General features: G+C 65.6%; 11 protein-coding genes, 1 tRNA gene and 2 riboswitches. Of the genes, 11 read left to right on the top strand and 1 reads right to left on the bottom strand.

The features are described from left to right. Positions 1-13: 13 nt before the first annotated feature. From lon to ASF41_RS24775, 5 genes are all read left to right on the top strand, one after another. Positions 14-2440 carry an endopeptidase La gene (gene lon / locus ASF41_RS11310; protein WP_056493288.1) on the top strand — a complete coding sequence of 809 codons (2427 nt, stop codon included), beginning with the start codon at positions 14-16 and terminating at the stop codon, positions 2438-2440. Positions 2441-2594: 154 nt separating this feature from the next. Beyond that, positions 2595-2670: transfer RNA gene (locus ASF41_RS11305), tRNA-Val, on the top strand. Positions 2671-2840: 170 nt separating this feature from the next. Next, a complete protein-coding gene (locus tag ASF41_RS23700; RefSeq protein ID WP_162242112.1) occupies positions 2841-3665 on the top strand; it encodes a TIGR04255 family protein in 825 nt (274 codons plus the stop codon). Next, entirely contained in the window at positions 3662-4189 is a 528-nt protein-coding gene (locus tag ASF41_RS24780) for a hypothetical protein (RefSeq protein ID WP_156653269.1), read from the top strand. Before ASF41_RS23700 ends, ASF41_RS24780 begins: the two co-directional genes overlap by 4 nt. Positions 4190-4224: 35 nt before the next feature. Next, the gene (locus ASF41_RS24775; RefSeq protein ID WP_156653268.1) at positions 4225-4854 is read left to right on the top strand and encodes a hypothetical protein; all 630 of its coding nucleotides are present in this window, start codon (positions 4225-4227) and stop codon (positions 4852-4854) included. Between the two features lie 289 nt (positions 4855-5143). Here ASF41_RS24775 and ASF41_RS11300 read toward each other — a convergent pair whose 3' ends face one another. Then, the gene (locus ASF41_RS11300; RefSeq protein ID WP_056493285.1) at positions 5144-5827 is read right to left on the bottom strand and encodes a recombinase family protein; all 684 of its coding nucleotides are present in this window, start codon (positions 5825-5827) and stop codon (positions 5144-5146) included. Between the two features lie 364 nt (positions 5828-6191). Continuing rightward, positions 6192-6404: riboswitch (cobalamin riboswitch) on the top strand. Between the two features lie 120 nt (positions 6405-6524). Here ASF41_RS11300 and ASF41_RS11295 point away from each other — a divergent pair. The 6 genes from ASF41_RS11295 to ASF41_RS11270 all read left to right on the top strand — a co-directional run bounded on the left by ASF41_RS11295 (position 6525) and on the right by ASF41_RS11270 (position 12713). Further along, entirely contained in the window at positions 6525-8504 is a 1980-nt protein-coding gene (locus ASF41_RS11295; protein WP_056493282.1) for a TonB-dependent siderophore receptor, read from the top strand. An 83-nt stretch (positions 8505-8587) separates the two neighbouring features. Then, positions 8588-9373: an ABC transporter substrate-binding protein gene (locus ASF41_RS11290; RefSeq protein WP_244479629.1), complete on the top strand. Its 786-nt coding sequence runs from the start codon at positions 8588-8590 to the stop codon at positions 9371-9373. Continuing rightward, positions 9370-10404, top strand: a complete 1035-nt coding sequence (locus tag ASF41_RS11285; protein WP_056493279.1) for an iron ABC transporter permease — start codon at positions 9370-9372, stop codon at positions 10402-10404. Before ASF41_RS11290 ends, ASF41_RS11285 begins: the two co-directional genes overlap by 4 nt. Continuing rightward, a complete protein-coding gene (locus ASF41_RS11280; RefSeq protein ID WP_056493276.1) occupies positions 10401-11219 on the top strand; it encodes an ABC transporter ATP-binding protein in 819 nt (272 codons plus the stop codon). The genes ASF41_RS11285 and ASF41_RS11280 overlap by 4 nt, the downstream gene beginning before the upstream one ends. Then, the gene (locus ASF41_RS11275) at positions 11194-12156 is read left to right on the top strand and encodes a DUF6925 family protein (protein ID WP_056493273.1); all 963 of its coding nucleotides are present in this window, start codon (positions 11194-11196) and stop codon (positions 12154-12156) included. Before ASF41_RS11280 ends, ASF41_RS11275 begins: the two co-directional genes overlap by 26 nt. Positions 12157-12179: 23 nt before the next feature. Then, a complete protein-coding gene (locus ASF41_RS11270; RefSeq protein WP_056493270.1) occupies positions 12180-12713 on the top strand; it encodes an AAA family ATPase in 534 nt (177 codons plus the stop codon). Between the two features lie 84 nt (positions 12714-12797). Further along, positions 12798-12997: riboswitch (cobalamin riboswitch) on the top strand. The last annotated feature ends 203 nt before the right edge of the window (positions 12998-13200 follow it).

Here is a 13200-nt window from a genome sequence, read left to right as displayed (position 1 = left end):
GAGGAAGTCCGATATGACTCAATCGAAATCGCGCCAGCCGGTCGTTCCGGGCTCGACGGGCTCTTATGCCGTCCTCCCCTTGCGCGACATCGTCGTGTTCCCCCACATCATCGTGCCGCTCTTCGTCGGCCGCGAGAAGTCGATCCGCGCCCTCGAGGAGGCGGTCCGCACCGACCGGCACATCCTGCTGGCGACGCAGATCAACGCCAGCGAGGACGATCCCTCGACGGACGCCATCTACAAGATCGGCACGCTCGCCAGCGTGCTGCAGCTCTTGAAGCTGCCCGACGGCACCGTGAAGGTGCTGGTCGAAGGCGCCGGCCGCGCCAAGATCGCCCGCTTCACCAAGTCCGACACCTACTATGAGGCCGAGGCCGAGACCCTCACCGACGAGCTCGGCGACAGCGTCGAGGCGGAGGCCCTTGCGCGCTCGGTCATCGCCGAGTTCGAGAATTATGTGAAGCTCAACAAGAAGATCTCGCCCGAGGTCGTCTCCGCGGTGACCCAGATCGACGAGCCCTCGAAGCTCGCCGACACCGTGGGCTCGCACCTCGCCATCAAGATCGCCGACAAGCAGGCGATCCTGGAGATCCCCACGGTGGCGCAGCGCCTCGAGCGCGTGCTGTCGCTGATGGAGAGCGAGATCTCCGTGCTCCAGGTGGAGAAGCGCATCCGGACCCGCGTCAAGCGGCAGATGGAGAAGACCCAGCGCGAGTACTATCTGAACGAGCAGATGAAGGCGATCCAGAAGGAGCTGGGCGACTCCGAGGACGGTAAGGACGAGCTGGCCGAGCTCGAGGAGAAGATCGAGAAGACCAAGTTCACCAAGGAAGCCCGCGACAAGGCGGTGGCGGAGCTCAAGAAGCTGCGCCAGATGTCGCCGATGTCGGCCGAGGCGACCGTGGTGCGCAACTACCTCGACTGGATGCTCGGCATCCCGTGGGGCAAGCGCTCGAAGATCAAGAAGGATCTCCTCGGCGCCCAGGTCATGCTCGACGAGGACCATTTCGGCCTCGACAAGGTGAAGGAGCGGATCGTCGAGTACCTCGCCGTGCAGCAGCGGGCGAACAAGCTCACGGGTCCGATCCTGTGCCTCGTCGGTCCTCCCGGCGTCGGTAAGACCTCGCTGGGCAAGTCCATCGCCAAGGCGACGGGCCGTGAGTTCGTGCGCATGTCGCTGGGCGGCGTGCGCGACGAGGCCGAGATCCGCGGTCACCGCCGGACCTATATCGGGTCGATGCCCGGCAAGATCGTCCAGTCGATGCGCAAGGCGAAGACCTCCAACCCGCTCATCCTGCTCGACGAGATCGACAAGATGGGTATGGACTTCCGGGGCGACCCGTCGGCCGCCCTGCTGGAGGTCCTCGACCCGGAGCAGAACGCCACGTTCAACGACCACTATCTGGAGGTGGATTACGACCTCTCGAACGTGATGTTCGTCACCACCGCCAACACGCTGAACATCCCGGCGCCCCTGATGGACCGCATGGAGGTGATCCGCATCGCCGGCTACACCGAGGAAGAGAAGCTCGAGATCGCGCGCAAGCATCTGATCCCGGGCGCCGTGAAGAAGCACGGTCTCGACGCCAAGGAGTGGCAGGTCGACGATTCCGGCCTGTTGATGCTCATCCGTCGCTATACGCGGGAGGCGGGCGTCCGCAACCTGGAGCGTGAGATCTCCAACCTGATCCGTAAGGCGGTGAAGGAGATCCTCATCACCAAGGTGAAGGCTGTCGCCGTCACCGAGGAGAACCTGCCGGTCTTCCTCGGCCCGCCGAAGTTCCGCTACGGCGAAATCGACGAGGAGGATCAGGTCGGCGTGGTCACGGGTCTGGCCTGGACCGAGGTCGGCGGCGAATTGCTGACGATCGAGGGCGTCATGATGCCCGGCAAGGGCAAGATGACGGTGACGGGCAACCTGCGCGACGTGATGAAGGAGTCGATCTCCGCCGCGGCGAGCTACGTCCGCTCGCGGGCCGTCGACTTCGGCATCGAGCCGCCGCTGTTCGACCGCCGGGACATCCACGTCCACGTTCCCGAGGGGGCGACCCCGAAGGACGGTCCGTCCGCCGGCATCGGCATGGCGACCGCGATCATCTCGACGCTGACGGGCATCCCGGTGCGCCGCGACGTGGCGATGACGGGCGAGGTCACCCTGCGGGGCCGCGTGCTCCCCATCGGCGGCCTGAAGGAGAAGCTGCTCGCGGCGCTCCGCGGCGGCATCAAGACGGTCCTCATCCCCGAGGAGAACGCCAAGGACATCGCCGAGGTGCCCGACAGCGTGAAGAACGGGATGGAGATCATTCCGGTCTCGCGGATGGACCAGGTGCTCCAGCACGCCCTGGTGCGGGTCCCCGAGGCGATCGAATGGGAAGAGCCGGCCCCGAAGGTCCGCCCGGTCATCGCCGACGACGACTCCGCGACGGTCATCGCCCACTGAGGTCGATGCAACTCTGACCCGAAACGAGGCCCCGGCAGGCATGCCGGGGCCTTTTTCATGCCCGGACCCAAAGGCCCGCCGGGGGAGGGGGTTGCGCGCCCGCCCGCGCGTCCGCTACGAAGCCGTCGCGCCGCGCGACGAAGGCCGGCGCTCCGGGCGGTTAGCTCAGTTGGTAGAGCGTCTCCTTTACACGGAGAGGGTCGGGGGTTCGAGTCCCTCACCGCCCACCATATCTGTCAGTGTGTTAGCTCGAATCTTTCATCTGGTCGCTTCCCAGAAATGCTGTTTGGGAAGCACATGGGAAGCATGCCTTCTCCCATTTCTCATTATTAAGGCCCCGGGGGTATGCTGAGTCATTAGCGCCTCCATAAGCGGTGCCGCAGCAAGGAGAATGAGAGCCATGAGCGGCATGTTCGATCCAGTTCATGCAGCGCATGCTATCGAACGAGTAAGTGCGGCCATCGAGTTCACCGCACCGACAAGCGGAAACGATTGGCTTGGCATATTCGACAGCCTCTGTGAGTGTTCTCGAATACTCGAGCTTCCAAAATTCGAAGACATCACGGCCTTTTTGCCTCAGGCCAGCGCGGTGCCGGGGTTGGTACCAAGTTTCACTATGAACGTTATGCCCGGCGCGCGATTTGTTCGGCAGTCATCCGAAGGAAAAGATTTGCAGGCGTTGTATGCTAATAGGTCCGCGGTCCAATTAGAGAGCACGCAATATATTCGGTGGGAAGGTTTTGAAGAGGTTTTAAAGGAAGTCGTTGATCGAGTGGTTTCGTCCTTCCCAGAGAGTGCCCAGATCGCTCAGGTCAGGTTGGATTATCTGGATAGGTTTATCGAGAGAGACGCGAGCGAGCCGCGTGCTAGCTGGCGAGAAGTTTTGCGTGAAGGCGACCACATCTCTCCCGATCATTTGGACCGCGAAACCGCATGGCATACCCACGTGGGCTGGTTTGAAGACGATGGTGAAATTGGTCGCCTGTTGCTCAACCTAAATGCTGATGCTTTTGCTGAGCCGGTGGACGCCGCACCCACTCCTCGTTCAATCGCAGTTTACTCCTTAGTTAGCTCGATCACGCCGGGCTCACTCACTCGGGAAACAGAAGCGATTATGAAGCGTTTTAATGTGCTCCATAACCGCTCGAAAATCGCTGTGCGTTCTATCTTGACGACGGGCATGCAAAGCCGCATTTCCATAGATATGGACGAGAGAACCGCATGAGCCCTCCGGCCCTTCCCATTCTCAACCAATCCGTCGATATGAGCGAGTTAGCTCGCGACGCGGCAGTGCATTACCGGTCCGCTATTTCTGGTCTGTCGCACCAGGTTGGGACAGAACAATCCAGCGGCGATTTTTCGGGTTACCCTAAATTCGATCGGTTTCGCCGTGAGACCCGTTCAGCGGAAAATGCCATTGTTTCGGTACGTGGACTGAAGCGTTACGGTGCAGGGTGGAATGGTTTCGGCGCCGAGGCACCACGCGAGGCCGCAATTCGAGATAGCCTTGAGTTTCTGAGTCGCACGAGCTCGGATGCAGTTTTCCAGGTCGACCTGGACGAGGATGGAGCTGTTAATCTCGCGGTTGACGTTGCTGACGTACGCATTTTGCTGACCTTCGAGGGTGATGGGCGAATCGCGTTATCGAGGCGGACTGCGTCAGCTTGGCTAGACATGGGCACTTATCCGATTCGTGGCAGCGTAGGTCGTGCGGCCCCCGATGTTGAACGTCTAATAAGCGGCGTATAGCGAAACGTCTTATGGCGAGTAGCCCGACGCCCTGCATGGCGTTCGCTCATCTCTTCGACGCTCAACAGCGGCCTACTTCGTTCGCTGCTACGATCGATGACCCGCCCGGCTCTTTCCGCTGCGAAATGCACGCGGTTAGCTCACGGTCTCAGGGAAATCCCGTCAGCAATCATGAAATTCTTGCTCGTGTTGTTATTGGCCCAAAAGGTTTAAAGGGGGATGGTCCCCTCGGTCTCGCAGACTCAGTCGCAAGCGAGATGTATAGGGCGGGGCTTTCTACTCTTCGTATTCCTGCAGATGGCAGTGCCGAAGATATTGCGAAGCTAGCTCGTTATCTAGTCCACCAGGCAGCCGCTTCTATTTCGGTTGGCGACGAAGCTTTCTGCGCGGGAGTGCTGGAATTTACCTGCGAAACCGTTCGGACTTTCTACGTTCCGCCTTGGACAATGCAGATGGTCGGAGCTTATGAATCTCCGGAGGTTGAGTATCCAAGCCACAGTGACGTTCTACAAGCTGTAAATCTTTTTCCATCGAAAAATCAGTCTAAGAACTGGGCTCGCAATTTCTTGTTTGACCAGGGCGTAAAATTTATACCCGCTGATAAATACGAGCGGGCAGATATTCGCGGTATCAGCTCACCCGGACGCTATGAGCCGCCGGTTTAAGTTCGGTCGAAGTGAGACCCCTCGAAGAAGCGTATGACTCGATGGGGTAATTCGGCATTCTCAATTCGAGGGTGAAATTCACTCTGGGATTTTTCGGCGGTGTGCCCTTTTAGGAAATACCCCCTGGGTGGGGGCGAACCGAGTTTTTTGTCTGGACAAGGTTTGTACGGCCCGTTCGCAGGACGGTCGCGCGTGACGCCCATTATTTTGACGGCGGCCGAGCCTCTTGCCCGGGGTGGGGGGCTAAAACCCGATTTTCTCTTAGAAATTGGCGGGGACGGCCTGAGTTTCAGCCTGCCCGGCTCAACAGGCGGCCAACCTGCACGGCTGACCAATCGCCTCCGCGAGCCGTTGGTACACGCCGGGCATTCAACTCCGCAGCAATCCTCCGGTGCGAGATGGTTCCGCTTGCCTGGATAGAGGACACCACGGGCAGGACGTTGGCCGCGAATGCGTCGGCCCCCGCCCGGTTCGCGCTGGCGCCCTTCGCCTGTGCCTCTAATAGGTTGGTGTGGTTGCCAAGGCGCACACCCTGCAACTTTTTAGCCGCGAGCGCTGCCTTTGTCCGGCTGGCGATCATGGCCCGCTCCTTCTCGGCCAACGCGGCGTAGACGTGCAGCATGAAGGGATCAGCGTCGGCCCCTAACTCGGCCACGATGAAGAGCACCCGCTGCGCCATCAGGCCGGCGATGAAGGCTACGTCGCGGGACAGGCGGTCCAGCTTGGCAACCACAACGGCGCACTTCGCCTTGCGGGCCGCAGCCAGGGCTGCCGCGAGTCTAGGCCGGCGCTCCAGCGCGTCGGCACCTTTTCCGGTCTCGACTTCCTCAAACTCCACGACCACCATGTAGCCGTTGGCCTGCGCAAACGCCTGGACGGCCGCGCGCTGCGCCTCGAGGCCGAGCCCACTCTTTCCTTGCCGGTCGGTGGAGACCCGGAGGTAGGCGACCAGGGGGCGAATGGCGTCGGGCATCGGTGTGTCTCGGGCTCCTGTGACAACACCATACGTCCGTATAGAGTTGTGCAATAGACGCGTAGCGAGGGTAATCGTGTCTGAGCGTCTAACTAGACTGAGTCTCGTGAGGGCGTGGCGTCGTCCTTCACCGTCCGCCCACGACCCTTTGCAGGTCCTCCGAAGGTCCGCTTTCCGGCAACCTGATGAACGAAGATGAACGACCACAATGGGTGGTTATGCGAAGGTCTGCTTTCGGGCCGAATTTTTGAAAAGCGGACGCTGCATAGCACCGAGGCAAACCTTCGTAAGTGCTGACCTGTAACCTTCCAGGCACACATCGTCGGAAAGCCTTTGCGTGCCATTGACGGCGGACGCTTTGATCGCGCTCCTTGTCCCCGACGGTTCCTCCCCGGAGGATCAAAAGGGAACGCGGTGAGGATGAGGTCCGAAAGGGCCTCCCCGAAGCCGCGGCTGCCCCCGCAACTGTAAGCGGCGAGCCCATCATCAACACGTCACTGGGTCTTCGGGCCTGGGAAGACGATGAGAGGGCGGTGACCCGCGAGCCAGGAGACCTGCCGTCAGTCGTGGTCACACGCGAAACGCATCGGGCGGGGTGTCCTGATGGGTGTCGAGGCGTTCGGCTGTCCTCACGACAGGCAAGCGCCCAGGCCTCGTTCGCGGTGACGTGCCACAGACGTCGCCCGAGGCTTGTCCCGTGTCCTCCCCCTCCCGAACCGCGTGCCTGCGCACGCTCGCGCTCGCCTGCGCCGCCCTGCCGGCTCCCGTCCTCGCGCAACAGGCCGCCGCGCCATTTGCGAACGTGCCCCGGGGAGGCGAGGCCGCGGTCTCGCTATCCGAACTATCGGTTTCCGCCACGGGCGTGCCGACCCCAATCGACCAGGTCGGTTCCAGCGTCACCGTACTTACCGCCGGCACGCTGGAAGCCCAGCAGCGCCGCACCGTCCCGGATGCCCTCCAGCAGGTCCCCGGCCTCAACGTCGTGCAGACCGGCGGCCCGGGCGGTCAGACCTCGGTATTCATTCGCGGCTCGAACTCGAACCACGTGAAGGTCCTTATCGACGGCATCGACGCCACCGATCCGTCGAACCCCAACGGATCGTTCGACTTCGGACAGCTTCTAACCGACGACCTCTCGCGTATCGAGGTGCTGCGGGGTCCACAGAGCGGCCTCTACGGCAGCGACGCCATCGGAGGCGCGATCTCCTTCACGACGAAACGTGGCGAGGGACCGGCCAGGGCGAGCCTGCGCATCGAGGGCGGGTCGTTCGGGACCTTCAACCAAAGCGGCAGGATCAGCGGGTCGGAGGACGGCTTCGACTATTCGGTCTCGATCCAACACTTCCGTGCGGCGGCGACCCCGGTGACGCCGCCGAACCTCGTCCCGCTCGGACGCCCGATCCATCCAAACTTCTACGACAACGAGACCGTTTCGGCGAAGTTCGGCTACCAGTTCACCGACACGTTCCGGGTCAACTCGGTCACGCGATTCATCAATTCGCGACTTCTGTTCACCGGCACCGACTTCAGCACCTTCCCGGCCTTCCCGGCAGCGTTCCGGAGCGCTGCCGACGTGCAGCAGGTCTTCACCCGCAACGAGGCCGAGTGGACGCCGTTCGCCGGCTTCCACAACCTCTTCGCCATCAACTACTCGAACCTCTACAACCGGCAGCAGGGCCCTCTCGACCCGCTGGCCACCCCCGACGCGACCACGGGATTGGGCGAGCGCACCCGCTACGAGTACCGCGGCGACTACCTGCTCTCGCCGGGCAATTTCGTCCTGTTCGGGGCGCAGCGTGACGAGGAGACCCTGTTGACCACCGACCCGAGCCCGTTCGGGGCCGGCAACCTGCGGGCACGCAACGGCAACACGGCCGGCTACGGGGAGGTGCAGCTGACGCCCTTCGAGCGAGCGTCGTTCGTGGCCAACATCCGCCACGACGAGAACGACGCCTTCGGGCCGGCCACCACCTTCCGCGTCGCGCCGAGCTACGTCATGTCCGTCACCGAGACCCGGATCAAAGGCAGCGTCGGCACCGGCTTCAAGGCGCCGACCCTGAGCCAACTGTTCCAGAGTTTCCCCGCCTCGAACTTCTTCGCCAACCCGAACCTCCGGCCGGAAGAAAGCCTCGGCTACGATGCGGGCATCGAGCAGCCGCTGGGGGACCGTATCCTCGTCGGCGCGACCTACTACGCCAACGACTTCAAGAACCTCATCACCGCGAATGCGACGTTCACCTCGAACGAGAACGTCGGCCGGGCCGTATCCTACGGGGCGGAAGCCTTCGTCGCTGTCCGGTTCTCAGATACCCTCACCGGCCGGATCGACTACACCAACACGGTGACCAAGAACGAGATCACCCACCAGGAGCTCCTGCGCCGGCCCCGTCACAAGGGCAGCGCGACGGCCTTCTGGACACCCCTCCCGGGGCTGACCGTCAGCGGCACCGTGCTCGTGCTGGGCCACTTCGTCGACGGCAACCGGGACTTCTCGGTGGCGCGGCTCAAGAACCCGGGCTTCACCCTGGTCAACCTGGCGGTGAACTACGACGTGAGCGAGACGGTGAGCGTGTTCGGTCGGGTCGATAACCTGTTCGACCGTCGCTACGAGAACCCCACCGGCTTCCTCGGCGCCGGCCTCGCCGTGTACGGCGGCGTCCGCCTGACCACGTTTTGAGGCCGCACATGGCACGACGGTCGGGGTTCCCGGTGCTGACGGTGATGCTGGCCGTCGGCCAGACGTGGTCGATTACCGGGGGAATGGCCGCCCCGGCGCCTGACCGACCACGGCACGTCGTCTCGATGAACCTCTGCGCCGACGAGCTCGTCCTTCGGCTTGCCGACCGCGAGCAGGTCGCCGCCGTGACCTATCTCGCCCACGACCCGCGCGGCTCGACCGTGGCGCGGGAGGCCACGGGTATCGCGGTGACCCGCGGCCTGTCGGAGGAGATCGTCGCCCTCCGGCCCGACCTCGTCGTGGCCGGCGCCTTCACGACGCGAACGACGGTCGGCTTGCTGAAGCGCGTCGGGTTCCCGCTGCTCGAACTCGGTGTGCCGAACGACTTCGACGGGGTGCGGGCGCAGATCCGGACCGTCGCCGCGGCGCTCGGATACGCGACGCGCGGCGAGGCCATGGTGGCGGCCCTCGATGCGCGTCTTGCCGAGGTGGTGCCGGCGGCCAAGCCTTTGCGGGCTCTCGTCATGCGTCCGAACGCCTTCACGGTGGCTCCCGGCAGCCTCGGAGACGCGGTGATCCGCGCCGCCGGCCTCGTCAACGTCGCCGCCGAACTCGGCCGCGACCGCTTCGGGCAGGTCCCGCTGGAGGCCGCGGCCTTCGCCGACGCCGACCTCATCGTCCTCGACGAGGGCGAGCCCGGGAGACCATCGCTCGCCGACGCCCTGCTGCATCACCCCGTCCTAGACGTGCTGCGCCGGCAGGGCCGTACCGTCTCGATCCCGAACCGCCTCTGGACCTGCCCCGGTCCGCAGGTCGCCGAGGTCGTGGCCCGGCTCGCCGCGGCCGCACGCGAGCGGATCGCTCCATGAACGCCCCACTTCCGCCTCGCCTCCGGACGAGGCAGCCGGCGTCCGGACCGCGGACAGTCGTCGGCATCCTCGGCCTGCTGGTGCTCATCCTGACGCTGACCTCCGTCGCGGTCGGCTATGCCCCGTTCGACATCCCGGCAGCGGCCGGCGACCTTCTCACCGGACGCGCGACCCTGCCGGCCCTCGTCCTCTGGGAGTTGCGCCTGCCGCGCGCCCTGCTCGGAGGACTCGTCGGCTTCAGCCTCGGGGTGACCGGGGCGGCGATGCAGGGCTACCTGCGCAATCCGCTCGCCGACCCCGGCATCCTCGGCATCTCCTCGGCCGCGGCCCTTGGGGCCGTGATTGTGTTCTACAGCGGGTTCGCGGCCTCGCTCAGTCTGGCCCTCCCGCTCGGCGGGATTGCCGGCGCCGCGCTGGCGGCGCTCGCCCTCAACCTTCTGGCCGCACGCGGCAGCTCGACGCTCGGGCTGATCCTGGCGGGTGTCGCCCTGTCGAGCCTCGCGGGTGCCATGACGGCCCTGGCCCTCAACCTATCGCCGAACCCCTACGCGGCCCTGGAGATCGTGTTCTGGCTGATGGGGTCGCTCGCTGACCGCAGCATGGACCACGTCTGGCTCTGCCTTCCGCTGATGGCAGTTGGCTGGAGCCTGATGCTGTCCACGGCGCGCGCCCTGGATGCTCTGACGCTCGGTGAGGAAACGGCTGCCAGCCTTGGCTTCAACCTCGTCTCGGTTCGATTGCGGCTCGTAACGGGCGCGGCGCTGGCGGTCGGCAGTGGCGTGGCCGTGAGCGGCGCCATCGGCTTCGTCGGCCTCGTGGTGCCGCACCTCGTCCGTCCCCTGGTCGGGGCACGCCCTGGTGCGAGCCTGTGGCCCAGTGGGCTCGCGGGTGCGGCCCTGGTTCTCGCAGCGGACCTGGGCGTACGACTCCTGGCGACGCGACCCGAACTCAAGCTCGGGGTTGTCACCGCGCTTGTCGGGGCGCCGTTCCTGATCGTCCTGCTGCTGCGCGAGAAGGGTCGTGGCGCATGAGTCTCGCGACCGAAGCCCTTGACGTTCGCCTCGGCGCTCGCGCCGTCCTTTCGAACGTCACCCTGTCCCTGGAGCCGGGCAAGCTCGTCGGCCTCGTCGGCCCGAACGGCACAGGCAAGACCACGCTCCTGCGTGCCCTTTCCGGCCTCCTCGTCCCGAGCCAGGGCCGGGTGGCCCTCGACGGGACGCCGCTCCTCGACATCGCCCGCGATGCGCGTGCCAGGCGTATCGCGGTCCTATTCCAGGGTGCGGGCGCCGGTTGGCCGATGCGGGTGCGGGACCTCGTCGCCCTCGGCCGGCTGCCGCACCGGCGCGCCTTCGGCCGCCTCGACGCGTCCGACCATGCCGCGGTCGCGCGGGCCATGGCCCGGACCGACACGGCGCAATTCGCCGACCGCATCGAACCGACCCTGTCGACGGGCGAGCGGATGCGCGTGCTGCTCGCCCGGGCGCTCGCCGTCGAGGCCGAGTGGCTCTTGGCCGACGAACCCATCACCGCCCTGGACCCGGCCCACCAGCTTGACGCCATGGTGCTGCTGAGAAGCGTGGCTTCCGCCGGGACCGGGGTCGTTGCCGTGCTGCATGATCTCTCGCTGGCCGCCCGGTTCTGCGACCGGATCGTGGTTCTCGGCGCGGGACGTCTCGCCGCCGATGGGCCTCCGGGTGCCGCCCTGACGGACCGTGTGCTCGCCGACGTGTTCGGCGTCACGGTCCGGCGCGGGGCCGCGCCCGATGGAACGCCCTACATCCTGCCCTGGAGCCGTTCAGGGCCTCAACCGGAGGATACCGATGCAGCCTTCTCCCAACGGTCCTGATGCCGTCGTGACCCTCCTGCGCGAGGCGCTGTCCGATCCGGGCACGGCCTGGAGCCTCGGAAGCTTCGGCGCCATCGCCGAGTTCATGCGCGATCCGGAGGAGGCCGTCCTGCCCCTTCCGGACGAGCGCCTGGGAATGGCGACCGCGCGCGGGGCCATCGCCCTGACCCCGAGCTCCGACCTACGGCCCGTCGCATACGAGACCGCGGTGGCCTCGGGCTGGAACCACGCGCTCGCCCTCTGCCTGCCGGAGGCGACCTGCGGGATGAACCGCAGGACCGTGGTGACGGAGCTCGGGCCGGACAGGGAGGCCGCCCGGGTCGAGGACCGGGACGGTATCCTGTTCGATCTCGGCCTCGGGCTTTCGGCCGTCGATGCCTGCGTGCGTGCGCGCGACCCGGAGGCAATCGCACGGCTGCGGGCCGGAACCGGCATGCCGCTGTTCGACCACGCCAATCCCATCGGGCCACATCTCGTGGCCATGAGCCCGCACCGGGTGTTCCTGGCGCGGATCGGACGAGTGGAAGTCTACGCTCCCATACCCGGTCCCGGCGGTACCAGCCCGGAAGGGCCGCACACGCACGTGCTGCCCAAGCTTCTGCGCAGCGGCCGGACGCATGCGGCCACGACGCCGATCCCGGCCGGCTGGGTCCCATGCGCCGGCCTTCATCCAGCCCACCCCTACAAGGACATGATGGGCGAGCGCATCGCCTTCGATGCCGAACGCTACGAAGCGTTCCAGGCGTTGCTCGACCGTTGGGGTGACCCGGAACTCGTGGCGATTAAGCGCAGCGAGCCCGAGACGCCAGGGGGCACCGTGTCGAGCCGTCATGCCCAGGGCGCGCGACGCGTCGCCGAGGCTCAGGGGCGCTACCTACGCGGGGAGATCATCGAGGCATCGGTCGGCGACGACGAGGATGCCGAGGCGACGGCCTGATCGTGACGTCGTCCGTACCCGGCATGGATCGTGAGGGCCGATCCCGGCGGGTGGTCGGCCTGATCGGCTGCCCGGGCTCGGGCAAGACGACCTACGCCCGCCGCTTCGATCCCCTCGACGGCTGGGTCCACCTGACACTTGACGACTTCCGGCAGGCCCTCTGGCCACCGGACCGGCAGGTCTACTGGCAACTCCGGCAGGGCTCCCATGACGATGCGGCCCGGGACGTCCTGCACCGGGTCAAGGAGGCGGCCCTGGAGGCCGCCCTGGCGCACGGCTTCAGCGTCGTGCTGGCGGACACCCATCTCACCAGGCCCGTGTTCGAGCGCGAACTCGGGATTGTGGCCCGTCACGGGCTCGTCGTGGCGTGGAAGGTGTTCGACGTGCCGTGGGAGGTCCTGACGGCCCGCAACGAGGAGCGCGGTCGCATCGATCCCTCGCACCGCCAGCCCGAGGCCGTTCTTCGGTTCACCTACGAGGCCTTCAGGGCGCCCGATGCCTGGTGGCGCACCCTGCCGCCCGAGCAGGTCGAGATCCTGGCCTGGCCGGGCGAATGACAGGTTCCTGCGGACAAGTGTCGCCGGCAGGGCACAACGTCCGATCCATCGCTCGCGGTCCGTTGACGGGCCAGGGGCTGCGCATGCTACCCCGACCGTGACGGTTCCTCCCCGGAGGATCAAAAGGGAACGCGGTGAGGGTCTTGGCCCGATGCCGCGGCTGCCCCCGCAACTGTGAGCGGCGAGCCCTTCACCACCGACGTCACTGAGCCACCTCGCTCGGGAAGACGGTGAAGGGCGACGACCCGCGAGCCAGGAGACCTGCCGTCAGTCGTGGTCACACGCGAAACGCGCTGGGCGGGGTGCCCCGGCGGGTGCGGGAGCCTGCGCGTCGCGTGTGCTTCGGCTTCGTTCGCGGTGACGTGCCACTGCCGAGGCCGTCCGCTTTGTCCCGTCGTCCATCGAATCCGTTTTGGCTCACACTGGCCCTGTCCTGCGCGATCCCCACCGCCGTCGCGGCCCAGGGAGCGCGCTCTGGAGAGACCGC

It is taken from the genome of Methylobacterium sp. Leaf111 (assembly GCF_001423285.1).
In the GTDB taxonomy this organism is placed as follows: Bacteria; Pseudomonadota; Alphaproteobacteria; order Rhizobiales; family Beijerinckiaceae; genus Methylobacterium.
The sequence above is the reverse complement of the archived record's forward strand: the minus strand, read 5'-3'. Positions and strand labels throughout refer to the sequence as shown.